The sequence below is a fragment of the Pseudomonas moraviensis genome (assembly GCF_900105805.1).
Classification (GTDB): Bacteria; Pseudomonadota; Gammaproteobacteria; order Pseudomonadales; family Pseudomonadaceae; genus Aquipseudomonas; species Aquipseudomonas moraviensis_A.
Genome location: NZ_LT629788.1, coordinates 4463109 through 4485897, shown reverse-complemented (window position 1 = coordinate 4485897; position 22789 = coordinate 4463109). Strand labels below are relative to the sequence as shown.

22 protein-coding genes and 1 riboswitch are annotated in these 22789 nt (G+C 61.3%); of the genes, 14 read left to right on the top strand and 8 right to left on the bottom strand.

Annotation, left to right across the window (positions count from 1 at the left end):
- Positions 1-449: 449 nt before the first annotated feature.
- The 9 genes from mdcA (at position 450) to madM (ending at position 7680) form a co-directional block, all read left to right on the top strand.
- A complete protein-coding gene (mdcA, locus tag BLU71_RS20085) occupies positions 450-2120 on the top strand; it encodes a malonate decarboxylase subunit alpha (protein ID WP_065616478.1) in 1671 nt (556 codons plus the stop codon).
- Positions 2120-2977: a triphosphoribosyl-dephospho-CoA synthase gene (locus BLU71_RS20080; protein ID WP_083353753.1), complete on the top strand. Its 858-nt coding sequence runs from the start codon at positions 2120-2122 to the stop codon at positions 2975-2977. Before mdcA ends, BLU71_RS20080 begins: the two co-directional genes overlap by 1 nt.
- The gene (locus BLU71_RS20075) at positions 2977-3276 is read left to right on the top strand and encodes a malonate decarboxylase subunit delta (RefSeq protein WP_056786420.1); all 300 of its coding nucleotides are present in this window, start codon (positions 2977-2979) and stop codon (positions 3274-3276) included. Before BLU71_RS20080 ends, BLU71_RS20075 begins: the two co-directional genes overlap by 1 nt.
- Positions 3269-4120 (top strand): biotin-independent malonate decarboxylase subunit beta, encoded by an 852-nt coding sequence (locus BLU71_RS20070; RefSeq protein ID WP_083353752.1) that lies wholly within the window; start codon positions 3269-3271, stop codon positions 4118-4120. The genes BLU71_RS20075 and BLU71_RS20070 overlap by 8 nt, the downstream gene beginning before the upstream one ends.
- Positions 4117-4902: a biotin-independent malonate decarboxylase subunit gamma gene (gene mdcE, locus BLU71_RS20065; protein ID WP_042606581.1), complete on the top strand. Its 786-nt coding sequence runs from the start codon at positions 4117-4119 to the stop codon at positions 4900-4902. The genes BLU71_RS20070 and mdcE overlap by 4 nt, the downstream gene beginning before the upstream one ends.
- Positions 4896-5516, top strand: a complete 621-nt coding sequence (locus BLU71_RS20060) for a malonate decarboxylase holo-ACP synthase (RefSeq protein ID WP_083353751.1) — start codon at positions 4896-4898, stop codon at positions 5514-5516. Before mdcE ends, BLU71_RS20060 begins: the two co-directional genes overlap by 7 nt.
- Positions 5513-6433 (top strand): malonate decarboxylase subunit epsilon, encoded by a 921-nt coding sequence (mdcH, locus tag BLU71_RS20055; RefSeq protein WP_083353750.1) that lies wholly within the window; start codon positions 5513-5515, stop codon positions 6431-6433. The genes BLU71_RS20060 and mdcH overlap by 4 nt, the downstream gene beginning before the upstream one ends.
- Positions 6434-6497: 64 nt before the next feature.
- A complete protein-coding gene (gene madL / locus BLU71_RS20050; RefSeq protein WP_042606584.1) occupies positions 6498-6914 on the top strand; it encodes a malonate transporter subunit MadL in 417 nt (138 codons plus the stop codon).
- A gap of 1 nt (position 6915) precedes the next feature.
- The gene (gene madM / locus BLU71_RS20045; protein WP_083353749.1) at positions 6916-7680 is read left to right on the top strand and encodes a malonate transporter subunit MadM; all 765 of its coding nucleotides are present in this window, start codon (positions 6916-6918) and stop codon (positions 7678-7680) included.
- Positions 7681-7879: 199 nt separating this feature from the next.
- On the opposite strand, the gene BLU71_RS20040 is transcribed toward madM, so the two are convergent.
- A complete protein-coding gene (locus BLU71_RS20040; RefSeq protein WP_083353748.1) occupies positions 7880-8800 on the bottom strand; it encodes a LysR substrate-binding domain-containing protein in 921 nt (306 codons plus the stop codon).
- A 161-nt stretch (positions 8801-8961) separates the two neighbouring features.
- Here BLU71_RS20040 and trhA point away from each other — a divergent pair, with 161 nt between their 5' ends.
- The gene (gene trhA / locus BLU71_RS20035) at positions 8962-9579 is read left to right on the top strand and encodes a PAQR family membrane homeostasis protein TrhA (protein ID WP_039757573.1); all 618 of its coding nucleotides are present in this window, start codon (positions 8962-8964) and stop codon (positions 9577-9579) included.
- A gap of 125 nt (positions 9580-9704) precedes the next feature.
- On the opposite strand, the gene BLU71_RS20030 is transcribed toward trhA, so the two are convergent.
- Both BLU71_RS20030 and BLU71_RS20025 read right to left on the bottom strand, forming a co-directional pair.
- Positions 9705-10424, bottom strand: a complete 720-nt coding sequence (locus tag BLU71_RS20030) for a 16S rRNA (uracil(1498)-N(3))-methyltransferase (RefSeq protein ID WP_083353747.1) — start codon at positions 10422-10424, stop codon at positions 9705-9707.
- Between the two features lie 151 nt (positions 10425-10575).
- Complete coding sequence (locus tag BLU71_RS20025) at positions 10576-11982, bottom strand: adenosylmethionine--8-amino-7-oxononanoate transaminase (protein WP_042606589.1); 1407 nt, start codon at positions 11980-11982, stop codon at positions 10576-10578.
- 223 nt (positions 11983-12205) lie between these two features.
- Here BLU71_RS20025 and BLU71_RS20020 point away from each other — a divergent pair, with 223 nt between their 5' ends.
- The gene (locus BLU71_RS20020; RefSeq protein WP_083353746.1) at positions 12206-13963 is read left to right on the top strand and encodes a flavin monoamine oxidase family protein; all 1758 of its coding nucleotides are present in this window, start codon (positions 12206-12208) and stop codon (positions 13961-13963) included.
- A gap of 362 nt (positions 13964-14325) precedes the next feature.
- Here BLU71_RS20020 and BLU71_RS20015 read toward each other — a convergent pair whose 3' ends face one another.
- On the bottom strand, positions 14326-14727 hold the full coding sequence (locus tag BLU71_RS20015) for a hypothetical protein (RefSeq protein ID WP_231982426.1): 402 nt from the start codon (positions 14725-14727) through the stop codon (positions 14326-14328).
- A 175-nt stretch (positions 14728-14902) separates the two neighbouring features.
- Here BLU71_RS20015 and BLU71_RS20010 point away from each other — a divergent pair, with 175 nt between their 5' ends.
- On the top strand, positions 14903-15454 hold the full coding sequence (locus tag BLU71_RS20010) for a cytochrome b (protein ID WP_042606591.1): 552 nt from the start codon (positions 14903-14905) through the stop codon (positions 15452-15454).
- A 31-nt stretch (positions 15455-15485) separates the two neighbouring features.
- The gene (locus tag BLU71_RS20005; protein WP_042606592.1) at positions 15486-16064 is read left to right on the top strand and encodes a YceI family protein; all 579 of its coding nucleotides are present in this window, start codon (positions 15486-15488) and stop codon (positions 16062-16064) included.
- Positions 16065-16302: 238 nt separating this feature from the next.
- Here the strand turns inward: BLU71_RS20005 and BLU71_RS20000 are convergent, their stop codons facing one another.
- The 4 genes from BLU71_RS20000 to ahcY all read right to left on the bottom strand — a co-directional run bounded on the left by BLU71_RS20000 (position 16303) and on the right by ahcY (position 21837).
- Positions 16303-18171 carry a DEAD/DEAH box helicase gene (locus tag BLU71_RS20000; protein WP_042606593.1) on the bottom strand — a complete coding sequence of 623 codons (1869 nt, stop codon included), beginning with the start codon at positions 18169-18171 and terminating at the stop codon, positions 16303-16305.
- Between the two features lie 221 nt (positions 18172-18392).
- Complete coding sequence (locus tag BLU71_RS19995; RefSeq protein ID WP_065616487.1) at positions 18393-19205, bottom strand: substrate-binding periplasmic protein; 813 nt, start codon at positions 19203-19205, stop codon at positions 18393-18395.
- A gap of 187 nt (positions 19206-19392) precedes the next feature.
- A complete protein-coding gene (gene metF, locus BLU71_RS19990; RefSeq protein WP_042606692.1) occupies positions 19393-20238 on the bottom strand; it encodes a methylenetetrahydrofolate reductase [NAD(P)H] in 846 nt (281 codons plus the stop codon).
- Positions 20239-20427: 189 nt separating this feature from the next.
- Entirely contained in the window at positions 20428-21837 is a 1410-nt protein-coding gene (ahcY, locus tag BLU71_RS19985) for an adenosylhomocysteinase (protein ID WP_039757587.1), read from the bottom strand.
- Between the two features lie 23 nt (positions 21838-21860).
- Positions 21861-21959, bottom strand: a riboswitch (S-adenosyl-L-homocysteine riboswitch).
- Positions 21960-22156: 197 nt separating this feature from the next.
- On the opposite strand from ahcY, the gene BLU71_RS19980 reads away from it, so the two are divergent.
- Positions 22157-22561: an acyl-CoA thioesterase gene (locus BLU71_RS19980; protein WP_016772772.1), complete on the top strand. Its 405-nt coding sequence runs from the start codon at positions 22157-22159 to the stop codon at positions 22559-22561.
- Positions 22562-22789: the final 228 nt, after the last annotated feature.

Here is a 22789-nt window from a genome sequence, read left to right as displayed (position 1 = left end):
GGTCCTACATCGACCTGAATAACGGAGTCGATTATGGATTCACTACAACTGGTTCAGGTCAGCATCATTCCCAAGCATTCCCCAATCAGTCCCCTCTCCCTCGGGAGAGGGCTAGGGTGAGGGGCTGTTGATTTTTCGTTTCGGGATTCACCACGGCTGCTTCAGGTCGGCGTCATTCCCAAGCATCCCCCAATCGGTCCCCTCTCCCTCGGGAGAGGGATAGGGTGAGGGGCTGTTGATTTTTCGTTTCGGGATTCACCACGGCTGCTTCAGGTCGGCGTCATTCCCAAGCATCCCCCAATCGGTCCCCTCTCCCTCCGGGAGAGGGCTAGGGTGAGGGTAGCTTTTGAACGTTACGCTCAGCGTAATGATTCACCACCCAGCTTGATTGATGCCCTCACCACACGCGCCTAACGTGGCTCCACGACAGCGAACCCCGTGGAGTGAGCATGACAACGACAATTTCCCCTGACTCGCGCTGGACGCGGCGGCGTGACGAGAAGCAGCGCCGGCTCGACAAGGTGCGCGGGCTGGCCGATGGCGCGGTGTTGCCCAGTGACAAAATCGTCGCCGCGCTCGAAGCGTTGATCCATCCCGGCGATCGCGTGGTGCTCGAGGGCAACAACCAGAAGCAGGCGGATTTTCTCTCGCGTTCGCTGGCCAAAGCCGATCCGGCCACACTCCACGATCTGCATATGATCATGCCCAGCGTTGGCCGCTCCGAACACCTTGACCTGTTCGAACGCGGCATCGCCCGCAAGCTCGATTTCTCCTTCGCCGGCACCCAGAGCCTGCGCATCAGCCAGTTGCTCGAAGATGGCTTGCTCGAAGTCGGCGCGATCCACACGTACATCGAACTCTACGCCCGCCTCGTCGTGGACCTGATCCCCAACGTCGTGCTCTCGGCCGGGTTCATGGCTGATCGTGCCGGCAACATCTACACCGGCCCCAGCACTGAAGACACCCCGGCGTTGATTGAGCCGGCAGCGTTCAGCGACGGCATCGTCATCGTCCAGGTCAACCAGTTGGTCGACGACGTCAGCGAACTCCCTCGCGTAGACATTCCGGCGTCGTGGGTCGACTTCGTGGTGGTGGCCGACAAGCCGTTTTACATCGAACCGCTGTTCACCCGCGACCCGCGCCACATCAAGCCTGTGCACGTACTGATGGCGATGATGGCGATCCGTGGCATCTACGAAAAACACAACGTGCAGTCGCTCAACCACGGCATCGGTTTCAACACCGCCGCCATCGAATTGATCCTGCCGACCTACGGCGAATCCCTCGGGTTGAAGGGCAAGATCTGCCGCAACTGGACGCTCAACCCGCACCCGACGCTGATCCCGGCGATCGAGAGCGGCTGGGTCGAGAGCGTGCATTGCTTCGGCACCGAACTGGGCATGGAAAACTACATCGCCGCTCGGCCGGATGTGTTCTTCACCGGCCGCGACGGCTCGCTGCGCTCCAACCGCATGGTCTGCCAACTGGCGGGGCAATACGCGGTGGATCTGTTTATCGGCGCGACATTGCAGGTCGATGGCGACGGCCATTCCTCGACCGTGACCCGTGGCCGTCTCGCCGGTTTCGGTGGCGCGCCGAACATGGGCCACGACCCGCGCGGCCGGCGTCACGGTACCCCGGCGTGGCTGGACATGCGCCACGACGATGCGCCGCAACCGATGCTCGAACGCGGCAAGAAACTCGTGGTGCAAATGGTCGAGACGTTCCAGGAGGGCGGCAAACCGACCTTCGTCGAAACCCTCGACGCGGTCGAAGTGGCGAAGAAAAGCGGCATGCCGCTGGCACCGATCATGATCTACGGCGACGACGTCACCCACCTGCTCACCGAAGAAGGCATTGCCTATCTGTACAAGGCGCGCTCGCTGGAGGAGCGCCAGGCGATGATCGCAGCGGTGGCCGGCGTTACCGCCATCGGCCTGCGGCACAACCCGAAAGACACCGAACGCATGCGCCGCGAAGGCCTGATCGCCTTGCCCGAAGACCTCGGCATCCGCCGCACCGACGCCACCCGCGAATTGCTCGCAGCGAAAAGCGTGGCCGATCTGGTCGAGTGGTCCGGCGGTCTCTATAACCCGCCCGCCAAATTCAGGAGCTGGTAATGCACGCATTCAACCTGCAAATGAAACCGTTGTCACTGGCCGAGCGCCTGGCCGATCTGGCAGTGGACGCGCTGATCGACGAAGCCGATCTGTCGCCGAAACCGGCGCTGGTCGATCGTCGCGGCAATGGCGCACACACCGATCTGCACCTGGGCCTGATGCACGCGTCGGCGTTGGCCTTGTGGCCAGCGTTCAAGGAAATGGCCGAGGCAGCGCTGGACATTGGCGAAGTCGGTTTGCCGTTGCGCGAAGCGATTGGCCGCATCGGCCGTGAAGGCGAGCAAGCCATGCTTGTGACCACCAACGGCGTCAACACCCATCGCGGCGCGATCTGGGCGTTGGGACTGTTGGTGACGGCCGCCGCGCTGCAACCGAAATCCATCGCCTTGTGTGCCGCACGCCTGGCACTGCTCGACGACCGCTACGCACCGAAACCGCTCAGCCACGGCGCACAAGTCGCCCAGCGTTACGGCGCACGCGGTGCCCGCGAGGAAGCGCAGCTGGGCTTCCCGTCCGTGCTGCAACGCGGCCTGCCGCAACTGCAGAAAAGCCGCGCCAACGGCCACGGCGAACAGAATGCCCGGCTCGATGCATTGCTGGCGATCATGACCGAGCTGGCCGACACCTGCGTGCTCTACCGCGCTGGCGAACCCGGCCTGCACGCCATGCAGTCGGGGGCGCAAGCGGTGCTCGACGCCGGCGGCAGCGCCAGCCTCAGCGGTCGCCGGCGCCTGCACGAACTCGATCAACAACTCATCGCATTGAATGCCTCGCCCGGTGGCGCCGCCGACTTGCTCGCAGCCACGCTGCTGCTCGATCGCATCGAGCGCGACGGCATTGTTCAGGGAGCATTTTGATGGAAAGCCTATCGTTTGAATTCCCCGCCGGGCAGCCGCCACGCGGTCGTGCGCTGGTCGGTTGTGTCGGTTCGGGAGATCTGGAAGTGCTGATCGAGCCGGGTCTGGCCGGCAAGCTGACGATCAATGTGCAGACCTCGGTCAATGGCGCGCAGCAGCGCTGGCAACACCTGTTTGCGCGGATGTTCGACGGCACCACGCCGCCGGCGATGGCCATCGACATCCACGATTTCGGCGCGACGCCGGGGGTGGTGCGCTTGCGTCTGGAACAGGGTTTCGAGGAGATCGGCCATGACTGACAGCGCAGCGTTGCTCAACAAACACAGCTTCGTCGAACTCGGTGCGCGGCAGCGGGCGAAAGCCTTGCTCGACGCCGGGACCTTTCGCGAACTGCTCGATCCGTTTCAACGGGTGATGTCGCCATGGCTCGAACGCCAGGGTGTGGTGCCCCAGGCCGACGACGGCGTGATCATCGCCAAGGGCAGTCTTGACGGTCTGCCGGTAGTGATCGCGGCGATTGAAGGCGCATTCCAGGGCGGCAGCCTTGGCGAAGTCGGCGGGGCGAAGATTGCCGGTGCGCTGGAACTGGCGGCTGAAGACAATCGTAACGGCATTCCTACTCGCGCAGTGTTGCTGCTGGAAACCGGTGGCGTGCGCTTGCAGGAGGCCAATCTGGGGCTCGCGGCGATTGCTGATATTCATGCGGCGATTGTCGATTTGCAGCGCTATCAACCGGTGGTCGGCGTGGTCGCCGGCAGCGTCGGTTGCTTCGGCGGCATGTCGATCGCCGCTGCGCTGTGCAGCTATTTGCTGGTGACCCAAGAAGCACGTCTCGGTTTGAACGGCCCGCAGGTGATCGAGCAGGAAGCCGGGATCGAGGAATACGATTCCCGCGACCGGCCCTTCATCTGGAGCGTGACCGGCGGCGAGCAGCGTTTCAACAGTGGTCTGGTGGATCGTTATGTCGGCGATGACGTGGCGCAGATTCGTCAGCAGGTCGGAGAATTGCTCCAGCTAGGCTTGCCGGCACAGCCGCGCAGCCAGCGCGCCGAGTGGTTCCTGCAACGCCTCGGCAAGCTGAACACTGACCAGCAAATCGAACCGTCGGTGGTTCGCGATCTGTATCAAGGAGAGCGCTCATGAGCAGTTATTCATTGCGCGGTTTGCACTGGTTCAACGCCTTGAGCGAGGGCGCTGAAAGCGTCGAAGGTTTGCCGCCGTCATTGAAAGTGGCCGACGCTGAGCTTGGACGTTTTATCGCCGTGGTCGCCGACCCGGACAATCGTTTCCCTCGCGCTCGAAACGGCGAAGTCGGCTTGCTCGAAGGCTGGGGTCTGGCCAAGGCTGTGGATGACGCGATCAGCGCCGACCGCGACCAAGCGCAGAAGCGCCCGATCATCGCCATCGTCGATGTGCCGAGTCAGGCGTATGGCCGGCGCGAAGAAGCCCTCGGCATTCATCAGGCCCTGGCCGGCGCGGCGGACAGTTATGCCCGTGCGCGATTGGCCGGGCATCCGGTGATTGCGCTGCTGGTGGGTAAAGCGATGTCGGGCGCATTTCTCGCGCATGGTTATCAGGCCAATCGGCTGATTGCTTTGCGTGATCCCGGTGTGATGGTGCACGCGATGGGCAAGGCCTCGGCGGCGCGGGTGACCTTGCGCAGTGTTGAAGAACTGGAAGCGCTGGCCGCCAGCGTGCCGCCCATGGCCTACGACATCGACAGCTACGCCAGCCTCGGTCTGCTTTGGGAAACTCTCTCGGTGCAGCAGATCGAACAGCCGACGGCGGAAGATCTGGCGCGGGTGCGCGAGTGCCTGAAGCAGGCGATCGATGATGTGAGCAGCAGTGATTTGAAGGGCCGCCTCGGTGCGAGTAATCGCGCCGCCTCCAGCCGCGTCCGCGAACTGCTGAGGGCGCAGTGGTGAACCTGACTTTGGCCCACGATCTGCTCTGGGGTATGACCCCGGCGCAGTTGCCGGCAGATGCGCCGGCGTGGGCGGTCGAGGTGCTGGCGGCCGGGCAACCGGTGGTGGTGCGGCGGGCGTTGAGTGCTGCCGGTTTTGTCGCGGTGGGTGTGCGCGGGGCTTTGCGCGAGCAGCGCCTGGCGGCGTTCATGCCGGTTGATTCGATTGCCCGGCGGGTCAGTCCTGAGGCGCTGTGTCATGTCGACAGCCCGCGTGATTTGCCGGTGATGCAGGCGCTGACACAGCTGCGACCGCTACTCGACGATTGCGGTTGGGTCTGGGGTGTCAGCGGCAGCGTAGGGTTTGAATTGGCCAGTGGCTTTGCCGCGATGCACGCCGCCAGCGATCTCGATTTGATCCTGCGTACGCCGCAGATGATCCGTCGTGATCAGGCGCGGAAACTGGTCGATTTGTTTGATCAAACCGTGTGCCGGGTCGACGCGCAATTGCAGACGCCATTCGGTGCGGTGGCCTTGCGCGAATGGGCCAGTGATTCGGCGCGGGTGCTGCTGAAAACTGCCCATCATGCGTGTCTGGTTATGGATCCGTGGAACCCGCAGGAGCAGGCAGCGTGAGCAGTCTGCTGGTGTTTCCCGGCCAGGGCGCGCAGCAGGCGGGCATGCTTCAGCGTTTGCCCGGCGACACCCTGGTCGAGGCCAGTGATGTTCTTGGCGAAGATGTCTCGCTGCTGGATTCCACCGAGGCATTGCGCACGACAAGGGCGGTCCAACTCTGTCTGCTGATCGCCGGGGTCGCTGCTTCACGGCAGTTATTGCAGGATGGCCTGAGAGCAGATTACGTCGCCGGGCTGTCCATCGGCGCTTATCCGGCGGCAGTGGTGGCAGGGGCCTTGAGTTTCAGCGATGCGCTGCAGCTGGTCAGCCTGCGTGGTGAGCTGATGCAGCAGGCTTATCCACAGGGCTACGGCATGACCGCGATCATCGGTCTGCAATTATCCACAGTGGAAACGCTGCTGGCCCAGGTGCACAGCGAAGAAACGCCGGTGTATCTGGCCAACATCAACGCTGATAACCAAGTGGTCATCGCCGGCAGCGACAAGGCCATGCAAGCGGTGGCCGAACTGGCGCGCGGTCGCGGCGCCGGAGTGGCGAAACGGCTGGCGGTGAGCGTGCCGTCGCATTGCCCATTGCTGGAAAAGCCGGCGCAGGCGCTTGCCGACGCCTTCGCCAAGGTTGAACTGAAGAATCCGAAAATCGCTTATCTGAGCGGCAGTAGCGCGCGGCCTGTGACCAAAGTCGAAGCGCTGCGCGATGACCTCGCTTTCAACATGTGCCGCGTGGTGGATTGGCGCGGCACCGTGCAAAGCGCCTACGAGCGCGGCGTGCGTTTACAGATCGAACTGCCGCCCGGTGCGGTGCTCAGCGGGCTGGCACGCCGGGTGTTCGAGCAGGGCACCGTCACTGCCTTCGACAGTGCCCGCCTCGACACCCTGCAAGCGCTGTTGCGAGAGGAGGGTGGCCGCCAACTCTAAACCGCCGACTCAAGCTTCGAACAACAAAAACAACATTCGACGATGCACTTTGAGGACTACAACAATGATTATTTACGGTGTGGCGCTGCTGGCGATCTGTACGCTGGCAGGGGTGATCATGGGTGACATGCTTGGCGTGTTGCTGGGCGTCAAATCCAACGTCGGCGGGGTCGGCATTGCGATGATCCTGCTGATCTGCGCACGCTTGTGGATGCAAAAGCGCGGCGGCATGACCAAGGATTGCGAGATGGGCGTCGGCTTCTGGGGCGCGATGTACATTCCGGTGGTGGTGGCGATGGCCGCGCAGCAGAACGTCGTCACCGCCCTGCACGGCGGCCCGGTGGCGGTGCTGGCGGCAATCGGCTCCGTGGCGGTTTGTGGTTGCACGATTGCCCTGATCAGCCGCACTCACAAGGGCGAACCGTTGCCCGACGAACCGGCGGAAATTTCCCCGGTCGGCACCCCGGTAGGAGGTCGCTGACATGTGGGATCTCATCGAAAAAGGTCTGGAACACAATGGGCTGATCACCGCATTCGCCTTCGTCGGCGTGATCATGTGGGTGTCGGTGGTTCTCTCCAAGCGCCTGACCTTCGGACGCATCCACGGCTCGGCGATTGCCATCGTCATCGGCCTGGTGCTGGCCTGGGTTGGCGGCACCATGACCGGCGGGCAGAAAGGCTTGGCCGATCTCACGCTGTTCTCCGGCATCGGCCTGATGGGCGGGGCGATGTTGCGCGACTTCGCCATCGTCGCCACTGCCTTTGAAGTACAGGCCACCGAAGCGAAGAAGGCCGGCATGATCGGCGTGATCGCCCTGCTGCTGGGCACGATCCTGCCGTTCATTGTCGGCGCGTGCATGGCCTGGACCTTCGGTTATCGCGACGCGGTGAGCATGACCACCATCGGCGCGGGTGCGGTGACTTACATCGTCGGGCCGGTGACCGGTGCGGCGATCGGCGCGACCTCGGATGTGATGGCGCTGTCGATTGCCACCGGGTTGATCAAGGCGATTCTGGTGATGGTCGGCACCCCGGTCGCGGCGCGCTGGATGGGCCTGGACAACCCCCGCTCGGCGATGGTCTTTGGCGGGCTGGCCGGGACGGTGAGTGGCGTGACGGCGGGGCTGGCGGCGACGGATCGGCGCCTGGTGCCGTACGGGGCGTTGACGGCTACCTTTCACACCGGTCTTGGGTGTTTGCTGGGGCCGTCGCTGTTGTTCTTCATCGTTCGTGCGATTGTCGGCTGAAGATCAAGAGCCCCTCACCCTAGCCCTCTCCCGGGGGAGAGGGGACTGACCGCGTTGTTTTGGCGTTATACATCGACCTGAAAATCCTGAGTCGAACTCAGGTTCCGAAAAGCCCCCAATCTGCTCCCTTTCCCCCTCGCCCCCTTGGGGGAGAGGGCTGGGGTTAGGGGGTAGCTCTTGATCTTGATCTGATCTTGATCTAAACCCCACCCTGCCGATTCGCATACATCCGACACTCCGCCAGCAACGCCAACAGATTCGGATCGCGCTCCTTGGCCTTGAGAAACACCACGCCAATGTGTTGCTGCAAGCGGTACTTTTCCTGCAACGGGATCAGCTTCACCCGATTCTCGTACACCGCCGCAATCCTTCCCGGCAGCAACGCATAACCCACGCCCGAGCTGACCATGCTCAGCAAGGTGAAGATGTCGTTGACCTGCATCGCCACCTTCGGCTCGAACCCCGCCTGTTTGAATACCCGCACACCGTCCTGATGGGTGGCGAAGCCCTGGGTCAGGGTGATGAAGGTTTCATCGCGCACTTGCGCCAGGTCCACTTCACCGCGCTGGGCAAACTTGGAGTCCGCCGGGGTGGCGAGGAAGATGTCGTCGGAAAACAGTGCAATCTGCTCGCAATCGGGGTCGTTGATGCTGTCGTCCAGCGACACCAGAATCGCGTCGACTTCCATGTTTTTCAGCTTGTAGAGCAGGTCGATGTTCGAGCCGAGGATCAGGTCGATGTTGAGTTCGCTGCGACGGATTTTCAGGCCCATGATCAGTTGCGGCACGGTTTTCACCGTCAGCGAATACAGCGAGCCGAGCTTGAAGCGCTCGGCGGAGAATCCGGCAGCTTCGCGGGTCAGGCGCACGCTTTCGACCACGTCGTTGATCAGCTTCTGCGCACGCTCTTCCAGCACGTAAGCGCTTTCCAGCGGCGTCAGGTTGCGCCCCTCGTGTTTGAACAGCGGGCAACGCAGGGCGTTTTCCAGAGAGTGGATGGCGCGGTGCACGCTGACGTTGCTGGTCTGCAATTCGGCGGCGGCGCGGGCGAGGTTGCCGGTGCGCATGAAGGCGAGGAACACCTCGAGTTTTTTCAGGGTCAATTCTTCGTCGATCAGCATGGCGCGGACTCTTTTTGGTATCGGCCGATTGTGCACGGAAGATCAAAAGATCGCAGCCTTCGGCAGCTGCTACAGGGGATCGTGTTGAACGCAAACTTGCGCTTTTACGCTCAAGGCCCGAGCCTTGCGCGCTGCGGTAACGAATGTGAGGTGAGCAATACATGTATCACGGGGAAAAACTCAACGCATGGACCCATTTGGTCGGAGCTATTGCGGCGTTTATCGGCGGCGTGTGGATGCTGGTAATCGCCAGCCTCGACGGCAGTCCATGGAAGATTGTCAGCGTGGCGATTTATGCGTTTACCTTGCTGGTGCTCTACAGCGCCTCGACCGTTTACCACAGCGTGCGCGGGCGCAAGAAAGCGATCATGAAGAAGGTCGATCATTTTTCGATCTACCTGCTGATCGCCGGCAGCTACACGCCGTTCTGCCTGGTGACGTTACGCGGGCCGTGGGGCTGGACGCTGTTCGGGATTGTCTGGGGGCTGGCGCTGATCGGCATTCTGCAAGAGATCAAACCGCGCTCCGAAGCGCGGATTCTGTCGATCGTGATTTACGCGGTGATGGGCTGGATCGTCCTGGTCGCGGTCAAGCCGCTGATTGCCGCACTGGGCACGGCGGGGTTTGCCTGGCTGGCGTCGGGCGGCGTGCTGTATACGGTGGGGATTATCTTTTTTGCCCTGGATCACCGCTTGCGGCATGCCCATGGCATCTGGCACCTGTTCGTGATCGCCGGGAGCTTGCTGCATTTCGTCGCGATTCTGTTCTACGTCCTCTAAACACCGCCATTCCCTTGTAGGAGTGAGCCTGCTCGCGATTGCGTCAGTTCAGTCAATGAGTGGTGGCTGATACACCGCTATCGCGAGCAGGCTCACTCCTACAGGGACGTATTCCAATCGAGACTCTAAAAGTCACCCCAAAGCTGTTGTGCAACAGCCAATGCCACCACTGGCGCGGTCTCGGTGCGCAGCACCCGCGGCCCGAGGCGGGCGGCGTGGAAGCCGTTGGTCTTGGCCTGCTCGACTTCGCCATCTGACAAGCCCCCTTCCGGCCCGATCAGGAACGCCAGCGTCGCCGGTCTGGCATGGCTGACCAGCGGCTCTGCCTCCGGATGCAACACCAGCTTCAACTCCGCTTCAGTCTGCTTGATCCAGTCCGCCAACAACACTGGCGGATGAATTACCGGCACCCGCGAGCGCCCACATTGCTCGCACGCGCTGATCGCTACCTGGCGCCAGTGCAGCAGGCGTTTATCGGCGCGTTCGTCCTTGAGGCGGACTTCACAGCGGTCACTGAAGATCGGAGTGATTTCATTCACGCCCAGCTCGGTGGCTTTCTGAATCGCCCAGTCCATCCGCTCGCCACGGGAGAGGCCCTGGCCCAGGTGGATCTGCAGCGGCGATTCGACCTGCCCGGCGAATTGCTCGTCGATCTGCACGACGACGCGCTTCTTGCCGACTTCTACCAGCGATCCGCGAAACTCATGGCCGGAACCGTCGAACAACTGCACGGCATCGCCCTCGGCCATGCGCAGCACGCGGCTGATGTAATGCGCCTGGGCCTCCGGCAGTTCGTGTTCGCCGGTGCTCAGCGGGGCGTCGATAAAGAAGCGGGACAGTCTCATTTCGGGTCTCTGGAAAGATGTGAATCAGTTGGATCGGTGTTGACTTCATTCGCGAGCAGGCTCGATCCCACATTTGGAATGCATCCCCCTGTGGGAGCGAGCCTGCTCGCGAAAGCGGTAGTTCAAACACCGCAAATCTCAAGTAGCCGAGTCAGCCGGGATCACGGAAACCGGGATGGAAATCTTTCGGTACCGCGACGCTGACGCTGTCACGCGTCGCAATGTCGATGCCTTCACTGGCCACTTCGGCCAGAAAGTCGATCTGCTCCGGGGTGATCACATAGGGCGGCAGGAAATACACCACGCTGCCCAGCGGCCGCAACAGCGCGCCACGCTCCAGCGCATGCTGGAACACCTTCAGACCACGGCGCTCCTGCCAAGGGTAGGCCTCTTTCGTGGCTTTATCCTTGACCATCTCGATGGCCAGGACCATGCCGGTCTGGCGCACTTCGGACACGTTCGGGTGATCGACCAGATGCGCCGTCGCCGAGGCCATGCGCTGGGCCAGCGCCCGGTTGTTCTCGATGACGTTGTCCTGCTCGAAGATATCCAGCGTCGCCAGTGCCGCCGCGCACGCCAGCGGGTTGCCGGTGTAGCTGTGCGAATGGAGAAAGGCGCGCAGGGTCGGGTAGTCGTCGTAGAACGCGCTGTAGACCTCGTCGGTGGTCAGGCACGCGGCCAGCGGCAGGTAGCCGCCGGTGAGGGCTTTGGACAGACAGAGGAAGTCCGGGCGGATGCCGGCCTGCTCGCAGGCGAACATCGTGCCGGTGCGGCCGAAACCGACGGCGATTTCGTCGTGGATCAGGTGCACGCCGTAACGGTCGCAGGCCTCGCGCAGCAGCTTGAGGTAGACCGGGTGATACATGCGCATGCCGCCCGCGCCCTGGATCAGCGGCTCGACGATCACTGCCGCGACGCTGTCATGGTTTTCCGCCAGGGTCTGTTCCATGGCGGCAAACATGTTGCGCGAATGTTCTTCCCAGCTCATGCCGTCGGGACGTCCGTAGCAATCCGGGCTCGGCACCTTGATGGTGTCCATCAGCAGGGCTTTGTAGGTCTCGGTGAACAGCGGCACATCGCCGACCGCCATCGCCGCCATGGTTTCACCGTGGTAGCTGTTGGTCAGGGTGACGAAGCGCTTTTTATTCGGCTGGCCGCGATTGAGCCAGTAGTGAAAGCTCATCTTCAGCGCGACTTCGATGCACGACGAGCCATTATCGGCGTAGAACACCCGATTCAGGCCTTGCGGGGTCATCTTCACCAGGCGCTCGGACAGCTCGATCACCGGCTGATGACTGAAACCGGCAAGAATCACGTGTTCGAGTTGATCGACCTGATCCTTGATGCGCTGGTTGATGCGCGGGTTGGCGTGGCCGAACACATTGACCCACCAGGAACTGACCGCGTCGAGGTAGCGCTTGCCTTCGAAGTCTTCGAGCCAGACGCCTTCGCCGCGCTTGATCGGGATCAGCGGCAGCTGTTCGTGGTCTTTCATCTGGGTGCAGGGATGCCACAACACCGCGAGATCGCGTTGCATCCACTGGTTATTCAGGCCCATTTACAGTCTCCTCGAGGCGGCTCGCGTCAGGCGCGGGCGAACAATCGCGCAAGCCTATGCAATGCATCGCGCGGGAACAACCCATTGTGTCGATTGAGCTACTTTGTCTGAGCCGATAGACGTCGCTGGCGGCGTTTTGATGGCTAACGTATTCTTCGCGGTTCTTTGAGTCGTCTGACTCGCAAAGCTGCTTTTTCCCACATGTTTTTCCGGAGTTCGCTGAATGTCTGTCGGTTGGCTGCGCGCCTGTGCGCTGGTGATGTTGGGGCTGTTCAGCGTTACGGCGCTGGCCAAGGATAAAACCGCAATCGTGATCGGCGGCGGCCTGTCGGGTCTGACTGCCGCCTACGAGCTGCAGAACAAGGGCTGGCAGGTCACCCTGCTGGAAGCCAAACCGAGTCTGGGCGGTCGTTCGGGCATGGCCACCAGCGAGTGGATCGGCAACGACAAGACCCAGCCGGTGCTCAACAAATACGTGTCGACGTTCAAGCTCGGCACCACGCCGGCGCCGGAATTCGTCCGTACCCCGAGCTATCTGATCGACGGCGATTATTTCTCCGCTGCCGATCTGGCCACCAAGCAACCAGCCACCGCCGATGCGCTCAAGCGCTACCAGAACACCCTCGACGATCTGGCACGCTCGATCGACGATCCGCAGAACCCGGCGGCGACCGCCACCCTGCACGCGCTGGATCAGATCACTGTGTCGAGCTGGCTCGACAAGCAGAACCTGCCGGCCACCGCGCGTCAGCTGATCAACCAGGACATTCGCACCCACTACGACGAACCTTCGCGTCTGTCGCTGCTGTATTTCGCCCAGCAGAACCGCGTCTATCGCGGCATTTCCGACCGTGACCTGCGCGCCTCGCGGCTGGTCGGCGGCAGCCAGGTGCTGGCCCAGGCCTTCGTCAAACAGATCAAGACCATCAAGACCAGCTCGCCGGTCTCGGCCATTACCCAGGACAAGGACGGCGTGACCGTCAAAGTCGGCAGCGTCGGTTATCAGGCTGACTACGTGGTATTGGCGGTGCCGTTGCGCGCACTGAACAAGATCGCCCTGACCCCGGCGCTGGATGCCCAGCACCTGGCGGCGATCAAAGGCACCAACTACGGCTGGCGCGACCAGATCATGCTGAAGTTCAAGACGCCGGTGTGGGAAAGCAAGTCGCGCATGTCTGGCGAGATCTACAGCAATACCGGCCTGGGCATGCTCTGGATCGAGCCGGCGCTCAAGGGTGGCGCCAACGTGGTGATCAACCTGTCCGGCGACAACGCTCGGGTGATGCAAGCGTTCGGCGACAAGCAGATGGTCGACCAGGTGCTGATCCGTCTGCACGCGTTTTATCCACAGGCCCGTGGCTCGTTCACCGGTTATGAAATCCGTCGCTACAGCACCGACCCGTCGATGGGCGGCGCCTACCTGGCGTACGGCCCGGGGCAGATCAGCAAGTTCTGGCGCCTGTGGGAACGTCCGCTGCAACGCGTAGCGTTCGCTGGCGAACACACCGACACCTTGTACCCGGGCACCCTGGAAGGCGCACTGCGCACCGGCCAGCGCGCGGCCAGCCAGGTGGAAGATCTGGCGGCAGGCAAATCGTTCGAACCGGTCAAAGTGGTGCCGGCTGCAGCAGCGGCAGGCGCGGCGGGTGCCGTGGCGGCGAAGAAGGGCAACTTCTTCACTAACCTGTTTGGCGGTTCGGATGACGAGAAGAAGCCTGAGCCAGCGAAAGCGCCAGAGCCAGCACCTGCTCCGGTCGCTCCAGCGCCTGCACCGACCCCGGCCCCTGCGCCAGCTCCGGTGGAAGCACCGAAACCAGCGGCCCCGGTGAAAGCCGAGCCGGCAAAGAAAGCAGCGGCCAAGCCAGCGGCGAAGAAGCCTGCGGCCAAAACCGAAACGAAAAAGCCGGCCGCCAAACCTGCAGCGAAGAAGGCTGAGCCGGCGAAGAAGCCAGCAGCGACGACCGAGAGCAAGGCGCAGTAAGGCTTTGTTCACATGAAAACGCGGCCCTCGGGTCGCGTTTTTTTTGCCCCGCATTTCAGTCCTTCGTCATCCGGTTACGGGACTTACCGGCGTACCGGAGCCTTCCCACAAAACACTCGGAACCAGGTGATAGCGGCTGCGAGCGCGCCAATTTTATGCTGGAAAAAATTGGAGGCATGCTATGAAAACGCTTATCGCGATACTGGTTTTGATTGCACTTTCCGGATGTAGCAACGGGCAATTTTTCCCCGGCGGCTATGGTTCTGAACTGGCGCACAAGTGCCACATAGACCCCTACAGTGCCGAATGCCTGCAACCGCCGGCGGTACTTCATAACTGATCGGCCATGAATGGCTGGTCAGTTAAAACTCCCACTTGAAGAACTCTGTCCCGTTCGGCAGTTTCCTCAGCCACTTTTGCTTGGGTTTGCGCAGGCGCCCGGGAATGAAACCGAAACGCGCCCAGCGCAGACTGCCCGTGCGCTGGTCGTAAATCACCAGGTTTCCATCGTCCTGCACAGTCATGTATGTGTTGTACCAAAGCGACTTGTCGGCGCTATGCGTGCTTTCCGCGATCCATAATCGTCGCCTGGAGGGGTCATAAAGAAAGCCGCTGTTGCTGATCACAAACTGCAGCGGCTCGCGCATCTTCTTCGGGTGCAAAGTTGCGCTGTAAGGTTGATTGGCGTCGGCGATCCAGATGATCGCCTCACCGTCCTTGAGCACGAGGTTCCCGTCTGCGTGTGCAGAGATGACGATGGTCAATGCAGTCCCCGTCATTTGTACAAGCGCTCCACGCAGGAATCGCCTTTAATCCTTCCTTAACACCCCGCTCGCAGACTCTTGATCGTATTTCTCGATATTTCAAAGCAAAATTTTCCGCTTTAATTCGATAGATAACTCGCTAGTCTTGGTTCGCAGTTCTCACAGGATTTGGGCAATGCAGCTACGTAACTCTTCTTCGCGCTATGGTTGGGTCAGCATCTTCATGCACTGGGGCGTGGCGCTGGCGGTCTTCGGGCTGTTTGCGCTGGGCCTGTGGATGGTCGGGCTGGATTACTACAGCACCTGGCGCAAAGACGCGCCGGACCTGCACAAGAGCATCGGCCTGGTGCTGCTCGCTGTGATGGTGTTGCGGGTGTTGTGGCGTTTCATCAGCCCGCCGCCGCCAACGCTGCAAAGCTACAGCCGCATGACCCGTATCGGGGCCAAATTCGGTCACGGGTTTCTGTATCTGGCGCTGTTCGCTGTGATGATTGCCGGTTACCTGATTTCCACCGCAGACGGTGTCGGGATCCCGGTGTTTGGCCTGTTTGAAGTTCCTGCACTGCTCTCCGGACTACCGGATCAGGCAGATACCGCTGGGGTGATTCATCTCTGGCTGGCGTGGATACTGGTAATTTTTTCCGGTCTCCATGCGTTGGCAGCATTGAAGCACCACTTTATCGATCGTGATGCGACCCTCACCCGAATGCTTGGTCGCAAAGCCTGAAATTCAACCTCGACTCAAAGGAAAAGAAAGCATGTTGAAAAAGACTCTGGCCGCTCTGGCAATCGGTTCGGCCGTGCTGTCCGCCAACGTAATGGCTGCTGACTACGTAGTAGACAAGGAAGGCCAGCACGCCTTCGTCGACTTCAAGATCAGCCACCTGGGCTACAGCTTCATCACCGGTACCTTCAAGGACATCGACGGCAAGTTCAGCTTCGACGCTGCCAAGCCTGAAGACAGCAAGATCGAGTTCAACGTCAACACCGCCAGCGTGTTCACCAACCACGCCGAGCGCGACAAGCACATCGCCAGCGCGGACTTCCTCAACGCCAGCAAATTCGGCAAGGCCACTTTCGTATCCACCAGCGTCAAATCCACTGGTGCCAACACGGCTGACGTGACCGGCGACCTGACCCTGCTGGGCGTGACCAAGCCAGTTGTCGTCAAGGCGACCTTCCTGGGCGAAGGCAAGGATCCTTGGGGCGGCTACCGTGCCGGTTTCGAAGGCACCACCACCATCAAGCGTTCCGATTTCGGCAAGCAGAAAGACCTCGGTCCGAAGTCCGATGCGGTCGAACTGTACGTTTCGTTCGAAGGTGTGAAAGCGAAATAATTTTCGCCGCCACATGAAAAACGCCCCCGGTCGCAAGGCCGGGGGCGTTTTTTTTGCCACAACACAGATCCCCTGTAGGAGCTGCCGAAGGCTGCGATCTTTTGATCTTGATTTTTGAAGATCAAGATCAAGATCAAAAGATCGCAGCCTGCGGCAGCTCCTACGCAAAGCGATTTGCAGCGCTTATAAAAATGCCCCGGCTCTTTCGAACCGGGGCATTTTTCATTGCGGCTTGAACTCAGCGATTGCGGGTCAGCAGTGCCGGTTTCTCGCCACGCGGACGGCTTGGCAGTTGATCGAGCTGCTCAGGCGTCGGGAAGCGGTCGGCTTTCGATTCCTTGTGCATGATCTTCGGGCCGTTGCTGCGCGGGTTCTGCACGGCCGGTTCGCTACGTGGCTGATCGTCACGGGCCGGGCGGCGGTTGCGTGGCGCGGATTCGTCACGACGACCCTGACCGTCACGCGGTGCGCCATTGCGCGGGCCGCTGCGTTTGGCCGGTGGTGTGCCGGTGCTCGAACCGTTGCTGTTGCGCGGACCGTTCTGGCGACCCTGTGGCTGACCGCCGCGTGGTGCGCCAGTGCCTGCGCCTTGCGCCGGGGCGCCCGGACGACGGCCACGGCCGCCGGCAGGAGCGGCTTTCGGCACGTAATCAACGCGGTTACCGAAGTTATCGATATCGTCGTCGAGGAACTCGTCCGGGGCACGGTCAGCCGCTGCACGCGGTGGCTGGCTCGGACGCTGTTCGCGACTCGGCGTGCCTTCACGCGGCTTCTGCTGGCGGGCAGGGCGCTCGCCACGATCACCAGCCGGTTTTTCCTTGCCCTTGTCTTTGCCTTTGTCCTTGCGACCACCGCCACCGCCGCCGCCATTCGGGCCGTCGCCGCGTGGGCCACGGGAATTGCGCGGGTTGCGGATGTCCGGACGCTCGCGGGCTTCCGGCTTCTCGGCTTCGATGGTGCTGGAGTCGAAGCCCATCAGATCGCCGTCGGCAATCTTCTGCTTGGTCATGCGCTCGATGCTTTTCAGCAGCTTCTCTTCGTCCGGCGCGACCAGCGAGATCGCCTCGCCCGAACGACCGGCGCGGCCGGTACGACCGATACGGTGCACATAGTCTTCGTCGACGTTCGGCAACTCGAAGTTGACCACATGCGGCAACTGGTCGATGTCCAGACCACGGGCAGCGATGTCGGTGGCAACCAGAATGCGCACTTCACCGGCCTTGAAGTCGGCCAGGGCTTTGGTGCGGGCGTTCTGGCTCTTGTTACCGTGGATCGCCACCGCCGGCAGGCCGTGTTTGTCCAGGTATTCAGCGAGACGGTTGGCGCCGTGCTTGGTGCGGGTGAAGACCAGTACCTGTTCCCACGCGCCGGCGGTGATCAGGTGCGCCAGCAAGGCACGCTTGTGGCTGGCCGGCAGGCGGAATACGCGTTGTTCGATGCGCTCGACCGTGGTGTTCGGCGGCGTCACTTCGATGCGTTCCGGGTTGTGCAGCAACTTGCCGGCAAGGTCGGTGATGTCTTTCGAGAACGTTGCCGAGAACAGCAGGTTCTGACGCTTGGCCGGCAGGCGCGCGAGGACTTTCTTCACGTCGTGCACGAAGCCCATGTCGAGCATGCGGTCGGCTTCGTCGAGGACGAGGATTTCCACGTGGGACAGATCGACGCTGCCCTGGCCGGCGAGGTCGAGCAGACGGCCCGGGCAGGCAACCAGGACGTCGACGCCGCGGGACATGGCCTGGACCTGTGGGTTCATGCCGACGCCGCCGAAGATGCAGGCGCTGACGAATTTCAGGTCACGGGCATAGATCTTGAAGCTCTCGTGCACCTGGGCCGCGAGTTCGCGGGTCGGGGTCAGGACCAGTACGCGCGGTTGGCGCGGGCCATGACGCTGGGATTTGTCCGGGTGACCGTTGGGGAACAACCGCTCCAGAATCGGGAGGGCGAAGCCGCCGGTTTTACCGGTACCTGTCTGAGCCGCAACCATCAGGTCGCGACCTTGCAACACGGCGGGAATGGCCCGCTGTTGCACCGGAGTAGGCTCGGTATAGCCCGCATCTTCGATGGCACGGACTAAAGCCTCGGAGAGACCGAGGGAAGCAAAGGACATGAGTAATCCTGTTTTAGTTAGGGCTTGGCCCAATGGGAGTCTTGCCTGGCGCGAATCACGTTTAAGAGGACGCAATCCCGTCCGGTCCAGCGGCGGTTCCGAAGGCTCGTCAGGAGCGCTCGCGCGGGCTGAAAGCTGCGCTGTAGCGGGTCGTGAGGCCTGTTACGGTTCCGGGCGTCCGGGCGTGAGCCTGGCGGGAACGCCGGAGTATAACAGAGCAATCACTGCGCGCTGCTTTCCTGCTGCTCAACGGTTTTGCCGCTGGCCGTGGCCGAGCGCAGAGAAGCGCTGTCGACGGGAGCGGCACCGTAACGTGCGCTGAGCTCGGCGTAGGCCGGTTCGCGCTTGAAACGCTTGAGCTCGGCGCCAAAACGCTGCACCAGCAAATCCATGCCGGCATTGCGCCGAACTGCAAGAAACTGGCTCTGACGGCTGATAACCGTCGGGTTTTCCGTGATCAGATCGCGAATATTCAGCTCATCGAGCAAATGCTGGCCGACGCGGCGATCAGTAATCAGCAGGTCGATACGCCCGCGTACCAGTTTGCCGAAATTGGCTTCATGGGTTGGCGCCGGCTCCCGGCTGAACAGCTGTGACTGGCTGAAATCCGGGCTGTACAGATAGCCCGGCGAAGTACCGATGGTCAGGCCCTTGAGTTGATCCAGGGTGCTGAACGGGTGCGGTCGATCGTTGGCGTAGAACATTACGAATTCAACGTCGGACAACGGTTCGCTGGGGTAGAGCAGGGTGGCGTCGCGCTCGGCGCTGTGAAAAATGTCCAGTGCACCGTCGGCCTGACCGGTTTCGAGCATCGACAGGCAGCGCTTCCACGGCAGGAACTGCCACTCGACTTCAATGCCCAGGCGTTTGAACACGATCGCGGTGGTTTCGTAGTCCAGCCCGAGATTCTGCCCGCCCTGTTCGTACACGTAGGGCGCCCATGGCTCGGTGACAATACGCAACTTCTCGCCCCGAGCGGCGAAGCTCAGGCAAGCAAAAACCAGCACGGCGAGTAACTGCGTGATCAAAGGCATGGCTGGAGATTACGACGAGAAACCCGAAAGAGCCAGAAAGTGCCTGCACAAGCTCTGTTTCGCGGGCTTAAAAGCAAAAGATCGCAGCCGTCGGCAGCTCCTGCGGGATACGAAATTCCAATGTAGGAGCTGCCGCTGCGATCTCTTGCTCTTGCTTGTAGCTTTCAGCTTGAAGCTTGCGGCTGCTTCACCGCGGCAACTTCAGGTTATTCCAGATCGCCAGGCTAGGCTCGGCCTGGTTCATGGAATAAAAATGCAATCCAGGTGCGCCGCCCTGCAGCAGGCGTTCGCACATCTCGCTGACGACTTGCTCGCCAAAGCTCTGGATGCTTCGTGTGTCGTCGCCGTAGGCTTCCAGTTGCTTGCGGATCCAGCGCGGGATTTCCGCACCGCAGGCATCGGAGAAACGCGCGAGTTTGCTGTAGTTGGTGATCGGCATGATCCCCGGCACGATCGGCAGATCCACGCCCAGCGCCTGCAAACGGTCGACAAAGTAGAAGTAGCTGTCGGCGTTGAAGAAGTACTGGGTGATCGCGCTATCGGCACCGGCCTTGGCCTTGCGCACGAAGTTGGCGAGATCGTCTTCGTAGTTGCGCGCTTGCGGATGCATCTCCGGGTAAGCGGCGACTTCGATGTGGAAATGATCAGCGGTTTCTTCACGAATGAATTCCACCAGTTCATTGGCGTGACGCAGCTCACCGCTGGTCATGCCCATGCCGGACGGCAGGTCACCACGCAGGGCGACGATGCGTTTGATGCCGGCGGCCTTGTATTCGTTGAGCAGGCCGCGCAGGTCGTCCTTGCTGTCGCCGACGCACGACAGGTGCGGTGCGGCGGGTATTTTGACTTCGCTTTCCAGCTGCAACACGGTGTTGAGCGTGCGATCACGGGTCGAACCGCCAGCGCCGTAGGTGCAGGAAAAGAAATCAGGATTGTAAGTGGCCAACTGACGGGCAGTGGCGAGGAGCTTTTCTTGCCCGGCGTCGGTCTTGGTCGGGAAAAACTCGAAGCTGTAGCGACGGTCTTGGGACATGGTCATACCCTTGGAAACACGAAAGCCTTCGGTATGTTTCATCTGCAGAAGCAAACCTGTATGTGGCGAGGGAGCTTGCTCCCGCTGGAGTGCGCAGCGCTCCCAAAATCCTGGGGCCGCTGCGCAGCCCAGCGGGAGCAAGCTCCCTCGCCACAACAAGCCATTCCGACAAATAAAGCAGCCGGTTACTTAGTAGCGGTAAGCGTGCGGCTTGAACGGGCCTTCGACGGTGACGCCGATGTAGTCAGCCTGTTGCTTGGTCAGTTGGGTGACCACGCCGCCGAAGCCGCGAACCATTTCCAGGGCCACTTCTTCGTCGAGTTTCTTCGGCAGGACTTCAACGGTCAGACGCTCGGCTTTCTGCGCTGGCGACAGGTCGGCGTATTTCTGGCCGAACAGGAAGATCTGTGCCAGTACCTGGTTGGCGAACGAACCATCCATGATGCGGCTCGGGTGACCGGTGGCGTTACCCAGGTTCACCAGACGGCCTTCGGCCAGCAGGATCAGGTAGTCGTCGTTCTGTGGGTCGAAGCTGCCGGCACCGGTGCGGTGAACCTTGTGCACCTGTGGCTTCACTTCTTCCCATGCCCAGTTCTTGCGCATGAAAGCGGTGTCGATTTCATTGTCGAAGTGACCGATGTTGCAGACCACGGCGCGCTTTTTCAGGGCTTTGAGCATGTTCGCGTCGCAGACATTGACGTTACCGGTGGTGGTCACGATCAGGTCGATCTTGCCCAGCAGCGCTTTGTCGATGCTCGCTTCGGAACCGTCGTTGATACCGTCGATGAACGGCGACACCAGTTCGAAACCGTCCATGCAGGCTTGCATGGCGCAGATCGGGTCGACTTCCGACACCTTGACGATCATGCCTTCCTGACGCAGGGACTGAGCCGAGCCCTTGCCCACGTCACCGTAACCGATGACCAGCGCTTGCTTGCCGGACAGCAGGTGGTCGGTACCGCGCTTGATCGCATCGTTCAGGCTGTGACGGCAGCCGTACTTGTTGTCGTTCTTGGACTTGGTCACCGAGTCGTTGACGTTGATGGCCGGGATCTTCAGCTCGCCCTTGGCCAGCATGTCCAGCAGACGGTGCACGCCAGTGGTGGTTTCTTCGGTCACGCCGTGAACGCGATCGAGCACTTGCGGATATTTCTTGTGCAGCAGCTCGGTCAGGTCGCCGCCGTCGTCGAGGATCATGTTGGCGTCCCATGGCTGGCCATCCTTCAGGATGGTCTGCTCCAGGCACCACTCGTACTCTTCTTCAGTCTCGCCTTTCCAGGCGAACACCGGGATACCGGCGGCAGCGATAGCGGCAGCGGCCTGATCCTGAGTGGAGAAAATGTTGCAGGACGACCAGCGTACTTCGGCACCCAGGGCAACCAGGGTTTCGATCAGCACGGCAGTCTGAATGGTCATGTGGATGCAGCCGAGGATTTTCGCGCCCTTGAGCGGCTGCTCCGAGGCGTACTTGCGGCGCAGACCCATCAGGGCAGGCATTTCCGATTCGGCGATGATGGTTTCGCGACGGCCCCAGGCAGCCAGGGACATATCGGCAACTTTGTAATCGGTAAAATCGGCAGGCGTGTTGACAGCGCTCATGAAGAGCCTCCATTCGTAATGTATGCGAATGGGCGCCGTTGTGCGTTTAGTGTCCGGCGAGAGCCGGTCAACGCCCCATCCGAGCCTGACAGGTCGAACCTGCTGCAGCGCCCCTCGGACAGGTGGCGGGAAAACGGTAGTCAGTGAACGTTACCGTTTTTTGAAACGGGGCGATTATAGCCGTCCGGGCTGATCTTCCAAAGGGTTTCTGTCGGCCAGATGAAGATCGCCAATGGCGACCATAGTCGCAGCTGCCTGGAGCCTGACCGATCAGTCTGCCAAGATGGGCACATCTTTCGGCACGCGCTCAGGAGTGAACATGAATTTCCACACCCGCAAATGGGTTAAACCCGAAGACCTCAACCCCAACGGCACCCTGTTCGGCGGCAGCCTCCTGCGCTGGATCGATGAAGAAGCGGCGATCTACGCCATCGTGCAATTGGGCAATCAGCGTGTAGTGACCAAGTACATCTCGGAAATCAACTTCGTCAGCGCCTCGCGCCAGGGCGACATCATCGAACTGGGCATCACCGCCACCGAATTCGGCCGCACCTCGATCACCCTGACCTGCGAAGTGCGCAACAAGATCACCCGCAAGAGCATTCTGACCGTCGAGAAGATGGTGTTCGTCAACCTCGGCGAAGACGGCCTGCCGGCGCCGCACGGGCGCACCGAGATCAAATATGTGAAAGACCAGTTCAAGGATGACGAAGCCGTTCAATAAGATCGCCGGCGCATCCTTCGCGAGCAGGCTCGCTCCCACAGGAATCACCTGTGCCTGTAGGAGCTGCCGAAGGCTGCGATCTTTTGATCTTGATCTTGATCTTGATCTTGATCTTCAAAAATCAAGATCAAAAGATCGCAGCCTTCGGCAGCTCCTACCCTGGATTTGCGTGCATCCAGAGATTTGCGCCGCGCCTACAGAACGTATTCCCAAGCGCAACGGTCGTAG

Excerpts from the sequence above, each read along its gene's own strand:
- BLU71_RS20020 (WP_083353746.1), top strand. The coding sequence starts at position 12,206 with ATGTCTGTCGGTTGGCTGCGCGCCTGTGCGCTGGTGATGTTGGGGCTG.
- ahcY (WP_039757587.1), bottom strand. The coding sequence starts at position 21,837 with ATGAGCGCTGTCAACACGCCTGCCGATTTTACCGATTACAAAGTTGCC.
- BLU71_RS20080 (WP_083353753.1), top strand. The coding sequence starts at position 2,120 with ATGCACGCATTCAACCTGCAAATGAAACCGTTGTCACTGGCCGAGCGC.
- BLU71_RS20030 (WP_083353747.1), bottom strand. The coding sequence starts at position 10,424 with ATGAGACTGTCCCGCTTCTTTATCGACGCCCCGCTGAGCACCGGCGAA.
- BLU71_RS20010 (WP_042606591.1), top strand. The coding sequence starts at position 14,903 with ATGCAGCTACGTAACTCTTCTTCGCGCTATGGTTGGGTCAGCATCTTC.
- madM (WP_083353749.1), top strand. The coding sequence starts at position 6,916 with ATGTGGGATCTCATCGAAAAAGGTCTGGAACACAATGGGCTGATCACC.
- BLU71_RS20070 (WP_083353752.1), top strand. The coding sequence starts at position 3,269 with ATGACTGACAGCGCAGCGTTGCTCAACAAACACAGCTTCGTCGAACTC.
- mdcA (WP_065616478.1), top strand. The coding sequence starts at position 450 with ATGACAACGACAATTTCCCCTGACTCGCGCTGGACGCGGCGGCGTGAC.
- trhA (WP_039757573.1), top strand. The coding sequence starts at position 8,962 with ATGTATCACGGGGAAAAACTCAACGCATGGACCCATTTGGTCGGAGCT.
- metF (WP_042606692.1), bottom strand. The coding sequence starts at position 20,238 with ATGTCCCAAGACCGTCGCTACAGCTTCGAGTTTTTCCCGACCAAGACC.
- BLU71_RS20075 (WP_056786420.1), top strand. The coding sequence starts at position 2,977 with ATGGAAAGCCTATCGTTTGAATTCCCCGCCGGGCAGCCGCCACGCGGT.
- BLU71_RS20000 (WP_042606593.1), bottom strand. The coding sequence starts at position 18,171 with ATGTCCTTTGCTTCCCTCGGTCTCTCCGAGGCTTTAGTCCGTGCCATC.
- BLU71_RS19980 (WP_016772772.1), top strand. The coding sequence starts at position 22,157 with ATGAATTTCCACACCCGCAAATGGGTTAAACCCGAAGACCTCAACCCC.
- mdcE (WP_042606581.1), top strand. The coding sequence starts at position 4,117 with ATGAGCAGTTATTCATTGCGCGGTTTGCACTGGTTCAACGCCTTGAGC.
- madL (WP_042606584.1), top strand. The coding sequence starts at position 6,498 with ATGATTATTTACGGTGTGGCGCTGCTGGCGATCTGTACGCTGGCAGGG.
- BLU71_RS20025 (WP_042606589.1), bottom strand. The coding sequence starts at position 11,982 with ATGGGCCTGAATAACCAGTGGATGCAACGCGATCTCGCGGTGTTGTGG.
- BLU71_RS20005 (WP_042606592.1), top strand. The coding sequence starts at position 15,486 with ATGTTGAAAAAGACTCTGGCCGCTCTGGCAATCGGTTCGGCCGTGCTG.
- BLU71_RS19995 (WP_065616487.1), bottom strand. The coding sequence starts at position 19,205 with ATGCCTTTGATCACGCAGTTACTCGCCGTGCTGGTTTTTGCTTGCCTG.
- BLU71_RS20040 (WP_083353748.1), bottom strand. The coding sequence starts at position 8,800 with ATGCTGATCGACGAAGAATTGACCCTGAAAAAACTCGAGGTGTTCCTC.